Origin of the sequence: Paenarthrobacter histidinolovorans (assembly GCF_014647595.1) — a bacterium.
GTDB lineage: Bacteria > Actinomycetota > Actinomycetes > Actinomycetales > Micrococcaceae > Arthrobacter > Arthrobacter histidinolovorans.
In genome coordinates this window covers 332740-348540 of record NZ_BMPM01000004.1, presented here as the reverse complement: position 1 = coordinate 348540, position 15801 = coordinate 332740, and the positions used below count along the sequence as shown (strand labels likewise).

16 protein-coding genes are annotated in these 15801 nt (G+C 62.9%); 9 read left to right on the top strand and 7 right to left on the bottom strand.

Annotation, left to right across the window (positions count from 1 at the left end):
- Positions 1-6: 6 nt before the first annotated feature.
- Complete coding sequence (locus IEY62_RS12325) at positions 7-1956, top strand: ABC transporter ATP-binding protein/permease (RefSeq protein ID WP_189018120.1); 1950 nt, start codon at positions 7-9, stop codon at positions 1954-1956.
- Here IEY62_RS12325 and IEY62_RS12320 read toward each other — a convergent pair.
- From IEY62_RS12320 to IEY62_RS12310, 3 genes are read right to left on the bottom strand one after another with little or no spacing between them, the layout of a single operon-like run.
- Positions 1953-2897, bottom strand: coding sequence for a COX15/CtaA family protein (locus tag IEY62_RS12320; protein ID WP_189018117.1), 945 nt, complete (start codon positions 2895-2897; stop codon positions 1953-1955). The two genes, IEY62_RS12325 and IEY62_RS12320, sit on opposite strands and share 4 nt — an antisense overlap.
- 34 nt (positions 2898-2931) lie before the next feature.
- Entirely contained in the window at positions 2932-3696 is a 765-nt protein-coding gene (locus IEY62_RS12315; RefSeq protein ID WP_189018114.1) for an ABC transporter permease, read from the bottom strand.
- On the bottom strand, positions 3693-4658 hold the full coding sequence (locus IEY62_RS12310) for an ABC transporter ATP-binding protein (protein ID WP_189018111.1): 966 nt from the start codon (positions 4656-4658) through the stop codon (positions 3693-3695). Before IEY62_RS12310 ends, IEY62_RS12315 begins: the two co-directional genes overlap by 4 nt.
- 109 nt (positions 4659-4767) lie before the next feature.
- On the opposite strand from IEY62_RS12310, the gene IEY62_RS12305 reads away from it, so the two are divergent.
- From IEY62_RS12305 to IEY62_RS12280, 6 genes are read left to right on the top strand one after another with little or no spacing between them, the layout of a single operon-like run.
- Positions 4768-5589, top strand: a complete 822-nt coding sequence (locus IEY62_RS12305; protein WP_189018108.1) for a helix-turn-helix transcriptional regulator — start codon at positions 4768-4770, stop codon at positions 5587-5589.
- Positions 5589-7052: a Fe-S cluster assembly protein SufB gene (sufB, locus tag IEY62_RS12300; protein ID WP_018777575.1), complete on the top strand. Its 1464-nt coding sequence runs from the start codon at positions 5589-5591 to the stop codon at positions 7050-7052. Before IEY62_RS12305 ends, sufB begins: the two co-directional genes overlap by 1 nt.
- Before the next feature lie 2 nt (positions 7053-7054).
- Positions 7055-8368 carry a Fe-S cluster assembly protein SufD gene (gene sufD / locus IEY62_RS12295; protein WP_189018105.1) on the top strand — a complete coding sequence of 438 codons (1314 nt, stop codon included), beginning with the start codon at positions 7055-7057 and terminating at the stop codon, positions 8366-8368.
- Between the two features lie 37 nt (positions 8369-8405).
- Positions 8406-8762, top strand: coding sequence for a non-heme iron oxygenase ferredoxin subunit (locus tag IEY62_RS12290; protein WP_189018102.1), 357 nt, complete (start codon positions 8406-8408; stop codon positions 8760-8762).
- 43 nt (positions 8763-8805) lie between these two features.
- Positions 8806-9591: a Fe-S cluster assembly ATPase SufC gene (gene sufC / locus IEY62_RS12285; RefSeq protein ID WP_018777578.1), complete on the top strand. Its 786-nt coding sequence runs from the start codon at positions 8806-8808 to the stop codon at positions 9589-9591.
- Positions 9592-9604: 13 nt separating this feature from the next.
- Positions 9605-9937 carry a metal-sulfur cluster assembly factor gene (locus tag IEY62_RS12280; protein ID WP_189018099.1) on the top strand — a complete coding sequence of 111 codons (333 nt, stop codon included), beginning with the start codon at positions 9605-9607 and terminating at the stop codon, positions 9935-9937.
- Positions 9938-10049: 112 nt separating this feature from the next.
- Here the strand turns inward: IEY62_RS12280 and ypfJ are convergent, their stop codons facing one another.
- Positions 10050-10952, bottom strand: coding sequence for a KPN_02809 family neutral zinc metallopeptidase (gene ypfJ, locus IEY62_RS12275; RefSeq protein WP_189018096.1), 903 nt, complete (start codon positions 10950-10952; stop codon positions 10050-10052).
- Positions 10953-11013: 61 nt separating this feature from the next.
- Here ypfJ and IEY62_RS12270 point away from each other — a divergent pair, with 61 nt between their 5' ends.
- The gene (locus tag IEY62_RS12270) at positions 11014-12423 is read left to right on the top strand and encodes a class I adenylate-forming enzyme family protein (RefSeq protein ID WP_189018093.1); all 1410 of its coding nucleotides are present in this window, start codon (positions 11014-11016) and stop codon (positions 12421-12423) included.
- The gene (locus IEY62_RS12265; protein ID WP_229785244.1) at positions 12416-13609 is read left to right on the top strand and encodes a thiolase family protein; all 1194 of its coding nucleotides are present in this window, start codon (positions 12416-12418) and stop codon (positions 13607-13609) included. The genes IEY62_RS12270 and IEY62_RS12265 overlap by 8 nt, the downstream gene beginning before the upstream one ends.
- Here the strand turns inward: IEY62_RS12265 and IEY62_RS12260 are convergent.
- The 3 genes from IEY62_RS12260 to IEY62_RS12250 are packed head-to-tail and all read right to left on the bottom strand — an operon-like array spanning position 13594 to position 15598.
- Positions 13594-14241, bottom strand: a complete 648-nt coding sequence (locus tag IEY62_RS12260; RefSeq protein ID WP_189018087.1) for an energy-coupling factor transporter transmembrane component T family protein — start codon at positions 14239-14241, stop codon at positions 13594-13596. The two genes, IEY62_RS12265 and IEY62_RS12260, sit on opposite strands and share 16 nt — an antisense overlap.
- Positions 14238-14975: an energy-coupling factor ABC transporter ATP-binding protein gene (locus IEY62_RS12255; RefSeq protein WP_189018084.1), complete on the bottom strand. Its 738-nt coding sequence runs from the start codon at positions 14973-14975 to the stop codon at positions 14238-14240. The genes IEY62_RS12260 and IEY62_RS12255 overlap by 4 nt, the downstream gene beginning before the upstream one ends.
- A gap of 5 nt (positions 14976-14980) precedes the next feature.
- Complete coding sequence (locus IEY62_RS12250) at positions 14981-15598, bottom strand: biotin transporter BioY (protein WP_189018081.1); 618 nt, start codon at positions 15596-15598, stop codon at positions 14981-14983.
- Positions 15599-15801 lie beyond the last annotated feature (203 nt).

Below are 15801 nucleotides of genomic sequence, written 5' to 3'. Positions count from 1 at the left end.
GCAAGTGTGAAGGACCAGCTGACCGCCGAACCCACCGCCGGCCGGCCACCGCTGCTGAGCCTGCGTGGTGTCGCCCGTTCGTTTCCTGGAGCAAAAGCTCTCGGCGGCATCGACCTGGATATCCATGTGGGGGAGTTTGTCGCGATAGTTGGGCCCTCCGGCTCTGGAAAATCGACGCTCCTGAACATCCTGGGGCTGCTGGATACGATGACGAGTGGCACTTACCTGGTTCGCGGCGCTGATACTGCGAGCTATACCGAGGGTCAACGCGCCGAAAGCCGGGCACGCACGTTTGGCTTTGTCTTCCAGGATTCCCATGTGGTGGGCCGCGACTCAACAGCGCGGAACGCGGCCTTGGGCCTGCGGGCGCGAGGGATCAAGCCGGCGCATCAGAAAGCGCTTGTGGGCCCGCAACTGTCGCGTTTTGGCCTCGACCATCGCATCGCCACTCCAGCCACCACACTCTCCGGCGGCGAACGGCAAAGGCTCGCTATTGCGCGAGCTGTGGTCGGGGCTCCGGACGTCGTCCTTGCAGACGAGCCGACCGGCAGTTTGGACACCGCCAACGGCGCGATTGTGCTGCAGCACCTGCGGGAACTGCACGACGGCGGGACCACGGTTGTGACGGTCACCCATGATCCCGGCATTGCTGCGTCGGCAGACCGTGTCATTGCGATGCGCGACGGCATGGTAATCAGCGACACTGGCCCATCGCCCCGTCAGACCGCGGGTCGGAACATTGAGGAGACCCAACCCAGCCATGCCCTTGAGCGCCACCGCACAAGTGAGTTCACGGATCTCGTCGCGGAAGCGATCTCAGCCCTCACAGGACGTCCAGCGAAGGCGCTGCTGCTGATTCTGGCCTTACTGATCGGCAGCGGTGGATTGGTCGCAGCCATAGGCCTCAGCGAAAGCGCCGCCATTAAAGTGGCCACCCGCATCGACGCCGCAGCCAGCGACGAGGTCAGGGCCAGTCGAGAAAGCGGGTACCCGTCGTGGGACGCGGTCAGGTCCGATCTCGAACGGGCTGAACAGCTCAACGGGGTCCGTGGGGGCGGAATTATCGCCGATCTATCGGCTTCCGTTGTGACGCCGTCGACGTTCCGCCCTGGTTCCCTTTCCGATCAGCCCGTATTTGGTGGAGCGGTCAGGGTGGCCGACTCCGGGTACCTGAACATCCAGGGGACCAAGGTTTCCTTTGGTGACCCGGCGCTGCTCGATCAGTCCTTCGGCGGGCCTGTAGCCTTCCTTGGCCAGGGGGCCGCCCAGGAACTCGGCATCGGGAAGCCTGGGCCCGGCGTCGTCGTCTGGCTCTATGGACAACCCGTTCCGGTGGTGGGCCTCATTGCGGACCCAGGGCGGGATCCCATCCTCGCAGAGGCTGTGATGGTAGGGGTGGGCTCCTATCCCGTGACGGACAGGATGGCTGCGAGCCTGGTTCTGCGGACGGACCCGGGAATGCCTGCCGCAGTCGCCGAGGCACTTCCCAAGGCGTTGAACCCGGTCAATACCGGTTCCGTCCAGGTTGAAACTGTGGCAGATCTTCGTGAACTCAAGCAAGGCATCAACTCGGACCTTGGCCGACTGGTAGCGATAGTCTCGGCAATCCTTTTGGCCATAGCCTGCCTTAGCGCCGGCACCACCATGTATCTCGGAGTGACGGCGCGTTTCAATGAGATCGCCTTGCGCCGGGCACTCGGTATGCGGCGCGGACCCCTGGGCAGCATGTTTCTTTTGGAAGGGGCCCTGGTTGGGGCGATCGGCGGAGCAGCGGGGGCCGCGATCGGCATGGGTGCCGTCCTTGCCTATGCGGCGAGTGAGGGCTGGAGTCCGGCAATTCCCTGGTTTGCGGCACTGTGGGGAATCGGCGCCGGCACATTCAGCGGCACCATCGCTGCCGCGTACCCTGCCCTCGTTGCATCCAGGGCCGACCCCGCACAGTTGATTCGCGGTTAGTTGACCGGACTGTGCCTGGCGACATCGGCCGCGTTGGTGGCGGCGCTCATGAGCAGTGCCGCCCCCAACATGTGAGCTCCCACCAGAAGCGCCGGAATGCCGTTGTAGTACTGGGTGAATCCAATGGCCGCCTGAAGCAAAGTCACGCCCAGCAGGAGGTAGGCCGCCGTGCGGAACGGACCGCTGATCCTGCGCCGTACCACCAGGAACACTGCGAGGAGCGTGCCCGCCGTGATGAGGTAGGCCGGGATCGCGTGGATGTGGGAGAAGAGATCCCAGTCGAGGTCGTTCCTCGGAGCATCGGCATCCCCGGCGTGCGGGCCGGCGCCTGTGACCACGACGCCGAGCATGACCGAGAGTGCAGAGAAGACGGCAACTGCCATCATCACCGGGCGTGTTACCGAAGGAAGCGGCGGCAGGGTCCGGTTCATGAAGCGGCCCGTGCGCCCGTACGCCCTGTTGACCAGAAGGGTCGCAAAGACCACCAATGCCATGGAGACGAGGAAATGCAAACCAACAACCCAGGGGTTGAGGTTGGACAGCACAGTGATGCCGCCGATTACGGCCTGCGCGGGGATGCTGGCGAGAAGGCCAAGTGCCAGCAGGAAAAGGTCCCGGCGCTGCTTGCGGAGGTTCCACAAGTACACCAACATGAGCAGTGCGACGGCGGCGAGGGCGAAGGTCAGCAGACGGTTGCCGAACTCAATGAAGCCGTGGACGCCCATTTCGGGGGTGTTGACCAAAGAGTCGCTGGTGCAGCGGGGCCACGTTGGGCAGCCGAGGCCCGATGCCGTGAGGCGCACAGCACCACCTGTCACCACCAGGATGGTCTGCCCGATGAGGGACAGCAACGCCAGCCGACGCACGGCGGTGTTGACCTCGGTGGGCAGTTTGGACGTCCACTGCTGAATGGTTTTCGGGAGGCGCGATGCCGTGCTCACAGTTTTCTCACTTCTCAGTTCTGCTCGGATTTTATTAGTTCCACTTGAACCAGCGGATGGCCGCGCCGCCTGCCAGCACAGTCCACAACAGCAGGATCAGAACGGCAGGCAAAGGAATCATGCCTTGCAGGAACGTGTCCCGCAGTCCTTGCCCGAGTGCCCCGGAAGGCAGGAAATGCACAATGCCCTGCAATACCGCCGGCAAGCGATCGGCCGGAACGACGATTCCGCCCAGCGCGCCGAGCAGTATCCAGAGCAAGTTGGTGATGGCGAGAGTGGCCTCGGGTCGCACAGTTCCGGCAACGAGCAGGCCCAGTGCCGTGAAGGCCGCGGCACCAAGTACCAGCAAGCCAAGTCCGGGCAGCCAGGCTTCCGGGCGTGGCTGCCATCCGAGGAAACCGGCCACGGCACCCACTACCAGGACCTGGAGGAACAGAACCACCAAGACGGCAAGGATCTTCCCTGCAATAAGCCCGCCTCTGCCAAGCGGTGTTGTGGAAAGGAACCGGAGAACGCCGTACCGGCGATCGAATCCCGTGGCAATGCCTTGTCCGGTGAAGGCCGTGGACATGGCGCAGAGGGCCAGGATGCCGGGCGTGGCAGTATCTACCCGTGACGCGCCAAGACCGTCCAGCAGGGGAGTGACAACCAAGCCCACCAGCGCCATCAGCGGCAGGACAATGGCGAGGATGAGTTGTTCACCGTTGCGCAGCATGGTGACGGTTTCGTACCGCCCCTGCTGCATGATGCGGCGGGGCAGGGACGCCGGCCCCGCATTGGGGGCGAGAAGGCCGTTCATCGGAGGTCCCTTCCGGAGATGTCGAGGAAGACATCTTCAAGGCTTCGTGATTCCAGGCGCAGCGATGCAGGCATGATGTTCCGTTCCGCCCACCAGGCAGTCAGAGCGGCAAGGTCCGCCGGGGTAATGGCGCCGGTAATGGCGTAGCTTCCGGAACGCGACTCGGTAATGGACAGTCCGGCACCGATGACCCCTGTGAAGTCGAGGCCTGCAGGTGCATCAAAGTACAGGGTCCGGTCCGAGGCGCCGGAGTCAGCGGAGTGGTCATGCCTGAGGAGTTCAGCAACGGTCCCTTCGGCCACATTGTGCCCGCGATCAATGATGTAGACGTAGTCCGCCAGCCGCTCGGCGTCGTCCATCAGGTGAGTGGTGAGCACGATGCCCATTCCGGCATCCCGGAGTTCTGCAATGAGTTCGAACACCATTTGCCGCGACTGTGGATCGAGGCCGGCACTGGGTTCATCAAGGAACAGGATCTCCGGGTTTCCCACCAAAGCGGCCGCCAATGCCAGCCGCTGCTTCTGGCCTCCGGAAAGGCGGCGCACTCCGGTCCTGCTGAATTGGTTGATTCCCAGCCGCTCCACCAGGGCATCGACGTCCATGGGGCTTTTGTACATGCCCGCCACGTGGCGCAACAGCGGGATGGGACGGGCCGACGGCGGCAGGCCACCGTCCTGGAGCATCACACCTACCCGGGCACGCAGCTCAGCACCTGCAGTATCCGGATCCGCTCCAAGAAGGGAGATGGAACCGCCGGTTCGCTTCTGCAGGCCTTGGGCACATTCGAGCGTCGTCGTCTTGCCGGCCCCGTTCGCACCGAGAAGTGCGGTTACTTGGCCTCGCTCTGCCACCAGGGACAGTCCACTGACCACCCGTAACATTTTGCCGTCGAGGGAGGCCAAAGGGCCTACATCCTTGATGAGTCCATCTATGGTGAGGACAGGAGATTCGGGTGATCGCACCAAAGTATTCTACGTGAAGTAGTACGGTCACACTTGGCGGCGAACCCAGGTCAGTCTTGCCTTACTGGATGCGTGAAACAAATTACGACATGATTGTGTTGTGTATTCCATGAGCAGTCCAGTATCCATGCCCCAAAAGCGGCATGCTGCAGCGGGAGAGGCTTTCGTTGCCTCGCCCTCGCTGCCGGACGCGGATGACCGCACCCGTGACCGCGTCCTCAGCGCTGTGCTCGAGAATGGTCCCGTCAGCGCAGCAGAGCTGGGAGATCTCCTCGGCTTTACTCCGGCCGCCGTTCGCAGGCACCTTGACCACTTGGAACGAAGTGGCTTCATTGAAGTCAAACGCGTTGCCAAGGCTGGTTCCGGTGCGGGCCGTCCGGCGCGCCGCTATGTCCTCAGTTCCCAAGGACAGTCCACATTGGGCGACGACTACCTTAATATCGCCAGTTCGGCTTTGCGGCGCCTTCAGGAACTTGCCGGCGAAGACGCAGTCCGTGAGTATGCGGAAGAGCGTTTCGCGGACATGGAGCGGCGCTATGCACCCGAAGTCCAGGCCGCAGGGGACGATATCACCGCCAGGGCCATGGCGTTGTCGAAGGCCCTGAGCCGCGACGCCTTTGTCGCTTCCGCCCATTCAATTGAAGCCAAGGCGCCGTTGCCCGCAGCGTTGTCCAGCGTGCAGCTTTGCCAAGGGCATTGCCCCATTCAACGCCTCGCCGCAGAATTTCCGGTGTTCTGCGATGCCGAGACCAAGGTTTTCTCCCGTTTGGTGGGAGTTGACGTCCGGCGCCTCTCGACGCTCGCTCAGGGCGGACATGTGTGCACCACCCATATACCTACCGGGCGATTGGCTGCCACGGTGCCCCCAGGCGCCGAAGTGCAACCCAAGAGCCCGTATCAGGAATCTAACAACCAGCAAGAAAGGCCGTGATGACGGACCAAATAGCAGAGAAAGCGGTAGCCGACGGCACTGTGATCTCGGAGATTCTGGAGAAGAATCCCGAACTGCACGGTATCGGAAACTACGAGTACGGCTGGGCCGACAAGAACGACGTAGGCGCCAATGCCCGTCGTGGCCTCAACGAGGAGGTCGTCCGCGACATCTCCTCGAAGAAGAACGAGCCCGAATGGATGCTCGATCTGCGCCTGAAAGGCCTGAAGTACTTCGACCGCAAACCCATGCCTACCTGGGGTGCAGACCTCTCGGGCATCGATTTCGACAACATCAAGTACTTTGTGCGTTCCACCGAAAAGCAGGCGGCAACGTGGGAAGACCTTCCCGAGGACATCCGGAACACCTACGAGAAACTGGGCATCCCGGAAGCTGAGCGCAGCCGCCTCGTATCGGGTGTAGCTGCCCAGTATGAGTCCGAGGTTGTCTACCACCAGATCCGCGAGGACCTGGAAGCCCAGGGCGTCATCTTCCTGGACACCGACACCGCGCTGCGCGAGCACCCGGAGATCTTCCAGGAGTACTTCGGCACCATCATCCCCGTAGGCGACAACAAGTTCGCGTCGCTGAACACGGCTGTATGGTCGGGCGGATCGTTCGTGTATGTGCCCAAGGGAGTGCACGTCGACATCCCGCTCCAGGCATACTTCCGCATCAACACGGAAAACATGGGTCAGTTCGAGCGCACGCTGATCATTGCGGATGAAGACTCCTACGTGCACTACATCGAAGGTTGCACGGCTCCGATCTACACCTCGGACTCGCTGCACTCGGCTGTTGTGGAAATCATCGTGAAGAAGGGCGCCCGCGTCCGCTACACGACCATCCAGAACTGGTCCAACAACGTGTACAACCTCGTCACCAAGCGCGCCATCTGCGAAGAGGGCGCCACCATGGAGTGGGTCGATGGCAACATCGGTTCCAAGGTGACCATGAAGTACCCGGCCGTCTACCTCGTTGGCGAGCACGCCAAGGGTGAGACACTGTCCATCGCCTTCGCCGGCGAGGGCCAGCACCAGGACACCGGCTCAAAGATGGTCCACATTGCGCCGAACACCAAGAGCTCCATCATTTCCAAGTCCGTTGCCCGTGGTGGTGGCCGTGCTGCCTACCGCGGTTTGGTCCAGGTCCGCGAGGGCGCCAAGCACTCGGCCAACACGGTCCGCTGTGATGCACTCCTGGTGGACACCATTTCGCGGTCGGACACGTACCCGTACATCGACATCCGTGAGGATGACGTCGTGCTCGGCCACGAGGCAACCGTTTCCCGTGTCAGCGAAGAACAGCTCTTCTACCTGATGTCCCGCGGAATGCCGGAGGACGAGGCCATGGCCATGATCGTGCGCGGCTTTATCGAGCCGATCGCCCGCGAACTGCCCATGGAATACGCCCTCGAGCTGAACCGCTTGATTGAACTTCAGATGGAAGGATCCGTCGGTTAATAATGACTGATATCACTACTGAAAAGGCCCGCATCGGAGCGCCTTCAGCACAGCCCTTTATCGACGGCTTCACGGAGGAAGGCGAGAACCTCTCGCCCGTCAATACCGGAACAAACACCAGCACGACGTCGGAGCAGCCCTCCGCGGGCCCGCTGGCGGGCGCTTCGGCCAAGAGCCACTCGCACGGTGGCGGCGTCGGTGTTCCGGACAGCTCCCGTGCAGGCCGCCTGACCTCGTACAACCTTGAGGATTTCAAGGCATTGACCGGGCTCGAGGAGGACTGGCGGTTCACCCCGTTGCGTCGCCTCCGTGGCCTGCACTCCGATGCCCTCACCGGCGCGGCACCGGCTGTTTCGGTGTCGGCGCCTGCAGGCGTGACCGTCGAGACCGTTGGTCGCGACGACCACCGCATTGGTTCGGCCGGTATTCCGGAGGACCGTGTTTCGGCCAACGCCTGGGGCGGTTTCAAGGAAGCTACCGTCATCACGGTTCCCTCGGAAACCTCTCTCGAGTCCGAGATCACGGTCACTCTGACCGGAGCCGGAACCGACGCCGCCGCACAGCACATTGTTGTGGTGGCGGAGAAATTCTCCAAGGGTGTCCTGGTTCTGGGCCACGAAGGTTCGGCCGTTGTGTCCGAAAACGTGGAGATCGTTCTCGAGGACGGCGCTGAGCTGACCGTTGTTTCCCTGCAGGAATGGAACGACGACTCCGTTCACGCTTCTTCCCAGCAGGCGAAGATTGGCCGCGATGCCAAGTTCAAGCACATCGTGGTCAGCCTCGGTGGCGACCTCGTCCGTGTCACCCCGACAGCACGCTTTGCTGCTCCGGGCGGCGAGGTTGAACTCTTCGGACTCTACTTTGCCGACGCCGGCCAGCACCTTGAGCACCGCACCTTCGTTGACCACGGTCAGGCAAACTGCGTGTCCAACGTTCTCTACAAGGGTGCATTGCAGGGCAAGGGCGCACACACCGTTTGGGTTGGCGATGTCCTGATCCAGAAGAATGCCGAAGGAACCGACAGCTACGAGAAGAACCAGAACCTGGTTCTGACCGATGGCTGCCGTGCCGACTCGGTGCCGAACCTCGAGATCGAGACGGGACTCATTGCCGGCGCGGGCCATGCCAGCGCCACCGGACGTTTCGATGACGAGCACCTCTTCTACCTCATGGCCCGCGGTATTCCGGAAGAAGTTGCCCGCAGGCTTGTGGTCCGCGGCTTCCTCAACGAGATCATCCAGAAGATCAACGTACCGGCCATTGAAGATCGCCTGACGGACGCCGTTGAGCGCGAGCTCGCCGCGACTGAAAACTAACGAAGACCCCCAACAAAGACAGGCAGTCCGGACAAGCATGAGTGAACAAACCAAGGGCGAACTGGTATGCAACGCCAACGACATCCAGGTCAAGCAGGCCCTGCGGGTCCTCATTGATGACTATCCTGTAGCGATCGTCAGGGATTCGATGGGCGAAATCCACGCCATTGGCGATACCTGCTCGCATGCGGATATTTCATTGTCCGAAGGTGAAATTGAAGGCTGCGCGATCGAATGCTGGGGGCACGGTTCCCAGTTCGATCTCCGCAGCGGACAACCCCTCCAACTGCCCGCCTACGATCCCGTCCCCGTCTTCGCTGTCACCCTCGATGGCGACGACGTTTACGTGGACGTGACCAACGTTGTGAACGGCGCTTCGGTAGAGAACTACTGAGCGCCCAGTACCGCCAGACTTACGAACGAAAAGAAAGAAGAGCATGTCTACTCTTGAGATCAACGACCTGCACGTCAGCATTGAGACGGAGCAGGGCACCAAGGAGATCCTGAAGGGCGTCAGCCTGACCATCAGGACCGGCGAAACACACGCCATCATGGGACCGAACGGTTCGGGCAAGTCCACCCTCGCCTCCACCATCGCCGGCCACCCGCGCTACACGGTGACCAGCGGCACCATCACGCTTGACGGCGAGAACGTGCTGGACATGAGCGTTGACGAGCGCGCCCGCGCCGGCCTCTTCCTGGCCATGCAGTACCCGGTGGAGGTCCCCGGTGTGACCATGACCAACTTCCTGCGCACTGCCAAGACCGCTATCGACGGCGAAGCACCGGCACTGCGTACCTGGACCAAGGACGTCAAGGCTGCCATGCAGCAGCTGCGCATTGACGCCGACTTCGCCCAGCGCAACGTCAACGAAGGCTTCTCCGGTGGTGAGAAGAAGCGCGTGGAGATCCTGCAGCTCGAACTCTTCAAGCCGAAGTTCGCCATCCTGGACGAGACCGACTCCGGCCTGGACGTGGATGCGTTGAAGGTTGTCTCCGAAGGCGTGAACCGTGCGCACGACGCCGGCAACATGGGCACCCTGCTCATCACGCACTACACCCGTATCCTGCGCTACATCAAGCCGGAATTCGTCCACGTGTTCGTGGACGGCAAGGTTGTTGAGGAAGGCGGCCCCGAGCTCGCCGACCGCCTTGAAGAAGAGGGTTACGACCGCTATGCGCCAGGCGCCGGCGTTGCCGTTGCTCCTGCTGTGCAGGCCTAGTTAGGATCGTTCCATGACCGAAATCAACGCGGCGCGCACCAGCCTTGAGGACATCGAGGAAGCGCTCAAGGACGTCATTGACCCCGAGCTCGGAGTCAACGTGGTGGACCTTGGCCTTCTCTATGGCCTCAAGTACTCCGATGAGGACGGCGCCCTCCTGATCGACATGACACTGACCACGGCGGCCTGCCCGCTCACGGATGTGCTTGAAGAGCAGGTTGGCAAATCCCTCGACGGAGTTGTTGACGATTGGCGCCTGAACTGGGTATGGATGCCGCCGTGGGGTCCGGAGCGGATCACCGACGACGGCAAGGACCAGATGCGGGCCCTCGGCTTCAACATCTGATCTGGAGTTTCGCCCGCAACTGCGGGTAATGCAGCTAAAGGGAAGGGTTCCGGGCACTACGCCCGGAACCCTTCCCTTCGTTTAAACGGCCTAAGCGGCTTAAGCGGCCAAGCTACGGGGTGGCGACGCCGAAGGTATCGCACTTGTTGATGTCACCGGTGCTGTACCCCTGGTAGAACCATTTCTGCCGTTGTTGGCTGGATCCATGCGTCCACGACTCGGGGGACACCCGCCCGGTGGCCGCCTTTTGGATCCGGTCGTCTCCGACGGCGGAAGCGGCCGAGAGCGCGTCCTGCAGGTCCTGCTCGGTGAGGGGATCAAGGAAAGGTTTGCCGCTGGCATCGGTTTGCGTAGTGGCGTGGCGAACCCACAGCCCTGCATAGCAATCGGCTTGCAGTTCCACCCGAACGCCTCCCGATTGAGGTCCTTGAGGGTCCTGCTGTGCCCGGTCGAGATTGCCCAGGATGTTTTGGATATGGTGTCCGAACTCGTGGGCCACCACGTACTCCTGGGCGAGCGGGCCGCCTGATGAGCCAAACCGCGTCACCAGTTCGTCGAAGAATCCAGGGTCGAAATAGGCCTTCACGTCGGCGGGGCAGTAAAACGGTCCAACAGCCGTTGTGGCCGGACCGCACCCGGTGTTGGTGGCCTGGTCAAAGATGACTGTCCCGGGCCGGGAGTATTTCACGTTGTACTGGGCCAGGTAGTCGGGCCAGAAAGCGTTGAGGCTGTTAACGGTGCCGGTGATGCGGCAGTCGAGGCGCTTGTCCGCGTCAGCGCCGGTCTGGCATTCCTGAACGCCCCCCGCTCCGGTCCCGCTTTCGACGGCGGGAGGGGGACTCCCTCCGCCGGTCAGGTCTCCGAGGATGTTGGGGTTGATACCGAAGAGGGCCAGCAGCAGCACCACGATGCCACCACCGATGCCACCACCGATCTTGGTCCCTCTGCCCATACCACCGCCGCGTCGGTCCTCCACTTGGGACGGGTCAAGCTGCGCGCCATCGTTGAAACTCATACTGTCAGAATAGACGTCACTTTTGCTGCCGAGGTGCGGACACTGCCGTAAAATTGGCTGGATGCCTTTCCTGGACAAACTTCACATCTGGGCTGAAGACCGCCCTCACGACACTGCCGTCGTCGTGGGCAGCAACCGCATCACGTGGGCCGGACTGCGCGACGCTGCAGCGGGACTGCTGGTTGCCTGCGGCACCACCACGGTGCTCGCCGAACCCAACTCTGTTGGCTTCGTTGAGCGGTACGCCGCGGCGGTCGCGGGGGAGCGGCGCTGCGCGGTCCTCGACCCCCTGTGGCCGGGTCCAATGATTGAGGACGTTGCCTCGCGCCTTAGCAACTCAGGCGCGGCTGGCGCGTCCGGCGCAGCCGGCGGAAACAGTCTCCAGGACGGAGATCCGTCCAGCACATTCCTGGTGGGCCTGACCTCGGGTACCACTTCCGTTCCCAAAGCGTTCACCCGTTCCCGTCGCTCCTGGCAGGTGTCGTTCGAGGCTTCCATCGAATTCTTCGGGCTCTCGCAGGACGACCATACGTTGGCGCCGGGCCCGCTTTCGGCGAGCCTGAACCTCTATGCGCTCTCCGAGTGCCTCTACGCGGGCGCCGCATTCCACACCCTCGAGTCTTTCGATGTCGGCGACGCCCACGCGTCCATCAGCCATGACGGCATCACCCGTTTGGTCCTTGCGCCCACCATGCTGCGGTTGCTGAGTGAACGGGGCCTGGCGGGCGACGTGGACGCGTCCGGAATCCGCAGTATTATCTGTGCCGGTTCGAAACTGGATGCGCGGACCCTTGAGGCTGCCAGGCGCTGGGCACCGCATGCTGCCATCTACGAGTACTACGGCGCCTCGGAGTTGAGTTTCGTCTCGGGGACCCGGCTGGCTGCAGGTGAACCCCTGGACGTGGGGGGCACAGGCATCGGAACTCCCTTTCCCGGAGTGGAGCTCAGCATTCTCGACGACGCCGGCGTCGCCTTGCCCGACGGTATCCACGGCAACATCAGCGTGCGCAGCGGCATGGTCAGCAATGGCTATTTGTGGGGCGACGACGGTCACGCTCTGCGCTGTCTCAACGGCTGGTACACAGTAGGGGACCAGGGCTACCTCCGCGAGGGAGTCCTCCACATCCTGGGCCGGCGTTCGGACATGATCGTCACCTCAGGGAAGAACGTCTATCCGCACGAGGTGGAACTGGCCATGGCCTCAATTCCGGGCATCGAGATGGCGGTCGCCGCCGGTGCACCTGACGATATCCGGGGCCAAAAGGTGATTGCCGGCGTCGTTCCTGCCTATGGTGCCGTGACGGCGACGCAGCTCCGCACCGGGCTCGACGGCCTGCTGGCGCGGGATAAATGGCCGCAGCAGTTCTATCTCCTGTCCGAACTTCCCATGACGGATCGTGGCAAAGTCAGCCGGAAGGTGCTGTTGGACTGGATCAAGAACCACGATCCCCGGGCGCAGCCTCTTGGTTAGCATCGGGGCGGAAACCGACCCGAACCGTCAACCCGTCATCATTGCTGCCCTTCGATCGCCAATTTGCCGGGCCAACGGGCAGCTCAAGCAGCTCCGGGCGCCGGAGCTCCTGGCGCCGGTGCTGGCTTCACTGTTGGAGTCCACAGGAGTGGAGCCTGCTGAGGTGGACGATGTCATCATCGGAAATGCTGTGGGCGGTGGTGGGAACCTCGCCAGATACGCCGCCCTTCAGGCAGGCCTGCCCGTCACTGTCCCGGGTCTCACGGTTGACCGTCAGTGCGGCTCAGGGCTGGACGCCATAGCGCTGGCGTCCCGGCTGGTCGCTGCCGGTGGTGATCCGCTGTTCCTGGCCGGTGGCGTCGAAAGCATCAGTACCGCACCGGCCCGGGCCACCCGGGATCACGACGGCGGCCTCGAGTTCTACTCCCGGGCCACCTTCGTGCCGCCAGAGTTCGGCGACCCGGATATGGGAGTCGCGGCGGAAAATGTTGCCGGGTCTTTCGGCGTGACCCGGGAGAGGCAAGACGAATATGCCCTCCGCAGCCACCGCCGCGCAGCGGAGGCTGCCGCGGCCGGGAAGTTCTCGGGGGAAATCGTTCCCCTTACAAGCAATGGCACGCTGGTGGTTACCGACGACGGTCCCAGGCCGTCGCTGCGACCCGCCTTGATGGCCCGCTTCCCGGCTGCCTTCGTTCCCGGTGGAACGGTCACGGCAGCGAACTCGTGCTTCGACGCGGACGCCGCCTCCGCCGTCGTGGTGACCTCCCTGGCGCGGGCACGCTCGATGGGTGCGACGGACGGCCTCGAGGTGCTTGGAAACGACACCGCCGGTGTTGATCCGGAGTTGCTGGGCATCGGTGCCGCCCACGCCGCCGAACGGCTGCTTTTGCGGCATGGTGTGGCAGCGGACTCAGTGGACCTCATTGAGTTCAACGAGGCGTTCGCCTCGCAAACCATCGCCTGCCTGGAGTACTTGGGCTTGGATCCTGCCCGGGCGAATCGTGAAGGTGGTGCGCTGGCGTTGGGGCATGCGTACGGCGCATCGGGGGCCGTTCTGGTGACGCGGCTTTTGGCCCAAGCCAGAAGTCGGTACCGGGAGACAGGCTCTGCTGCGCTTGGGCTGGCGATGATCAGCATCGCCGGAGGCATGGGCACCGCCAGCCTGTTGCGTTACTCGCGCCTCTGACCCAAAGTGGCGTCGTCGGCTTCGCCCAGGCCCCTGGCCGCGAGGGCGTCACCCGTCTGACGGGCATAGGCCACGGTGGTGATGAAGACCGGCAGGACCAGCGCCCTGGGGTTCCGTTCAAGGCCACGGGCGCGCGCGGAGTCCCGGACATCGGCGAACGCACCGGCAATGAACGGGATGCTCCTGAGCATCACTGCGATGGTCAGCGCGAAGCGTTCCGGATCGGCTCCGAACCTGCGGAACGGCTTGGAGATGGACACCACGCCGTCCAGCAATTCCTGAACGGGGGTGGTGGCGGTCAGCACCGAAGCTGCCACGACGCAGACCAGGACATTCAGAACTATGCGGGCCGCCGTAGGTCCACCCAGCTGCCACCACTGGAAAAGACCGATGGCCAGAAGGATGGGCGTGACCATCCACAGTGATCCCAGGAGTCGTTTGAACCCTGCGCCACTGAGCAGGAAGAGCCCGGCCATGACGCCGAACACGGCCAGGGAAACCGCCCAGTCGACAATGAGGAACGATGCCGTTCCACAGGCCGCCACCACGAGGAATTTAAGCCACAGGGGAGTGCGGTGTATCAGGGAATTGCCAGGTACATACTGTGCGAGCAGGAAGCCGTGGCCCCTCACCTCGACCACCGTTCCAACGGCAGTTCAGATGCGGCACCGGCGCACAGCGCACGGTAATGGGCCACGGCTTCGGCTGCGCCGCCGTCGAACACCATGCGGCCGTCCTCCACCACCAGCACCCGGTCCATATCGAGAACCAGGTCGAGGTCGTGCGTGGACATGATGACCTGTTGGTCCAGCCCGGAGATGGTTCGGCGCAGGAGTTCCCGGTTCCGGAGGTCCAGCAGGGTTGATGGTTCATCAAGGACCAGAACCCCCGGATTGACGGCCAGAACCGCTGCCAACGCCAGCAATTGGCGTTCTCCGCCGGAGAGTTCGTAGATGCTCTGGTCGGCTACCCGGAGCAGCCCGAAGCGATCGAGGACGGCTTCAGCCCTGGCAGTGCGTTCCTTGGGGTTCCTGACGGAACGCCGCAGGGACAGCTCAACATCTTCCCGCCCTGTCGGCATGACCAGTTGGGACAGGGGATCAGTGAAAACGAAACCTACGTTCGCCCGCACCCGGCGGACATCCGAGTCCGTGCTGCGACCATGCACCACAACAGTTCCCTCAGTGGGAGCTACCAGACCGTTGAAGAGCCGGAGAAATGTGGACTTGCCGGAGCCGTTGGCGCCGATCACGCCAATACGACGCTCCGTGAGCTCCAGGGAAAACCGGTGCAGCAGTGTCTTGGGTGCGTCGCCGGTGTCGACAGCCACGCGCACCGAGACCCCGTTGAAGCTGATGCTGTTCATCTTCCCTACTTAACCCGACGCACCAGGACATCCGGGAAGGCCTTGTGAATTGCCAGTGCGATGATCACGGCCAGGACGTTCTTGAGGGTGTCCCCGGGAAGGAACGGCAGGTCAGCGAGGAGTGCCTTGCTGAAGTCGAGTTTGGCGTTGACCATCATGCCAAGGATGCCCAGGCCATGGACAACCACGAGGCTGCTGGCCATGGTGGCAGCGAACAGCCAAAGTCCACGGTATTTGACGGTCCTGCGGATCACCACAGCGGCAAGGTAGCCTGTGGCCGCCGCCGCCAGCGGGAAGGCGATGATATACCCGGCCGAAGGGCTCGCGAGGATACCCAGACCGCTGCGGCCACCGCTGAAGATGGGCAGGCCTGCCAGGCCCAACAGGACATACAGCCCGACGGCGGCAAAGCCGCGCCCTGCTCCAAGAACCAGTCCGCTGAGCATCACAGTCAGGGTCACCAAGGTGATGGGCACACCGAGGGCGCCCACCGGAATGCCCGGGACGATCGATGATGCTGCAACGAGGGCTGCAAAAACAGCGATGAGTCCAAGGTCGGTTGCGTTCCAGCGTTTGCGGGAGGTGGTGGGCCGCTGCACAGCGGCAGTATCGGTCTTGCTCATGGTCGGGTCCTAACGGATGGGATGGGTGCGATGAAAGTGCTTGTTTCCCCTGGCTTCGACAATACGGATGAGGACAGTCGGCGATTTTGGAGCCTCCCTACAAGGCTGCTCCGGGAATCTTTGGCCGTTGGCACAGTTTTCGCTGTTGGAAGAGGATGTCAGGCCATGGCCGGGGTGCCGGTAGACTTGAAAAGGCTGTTCTC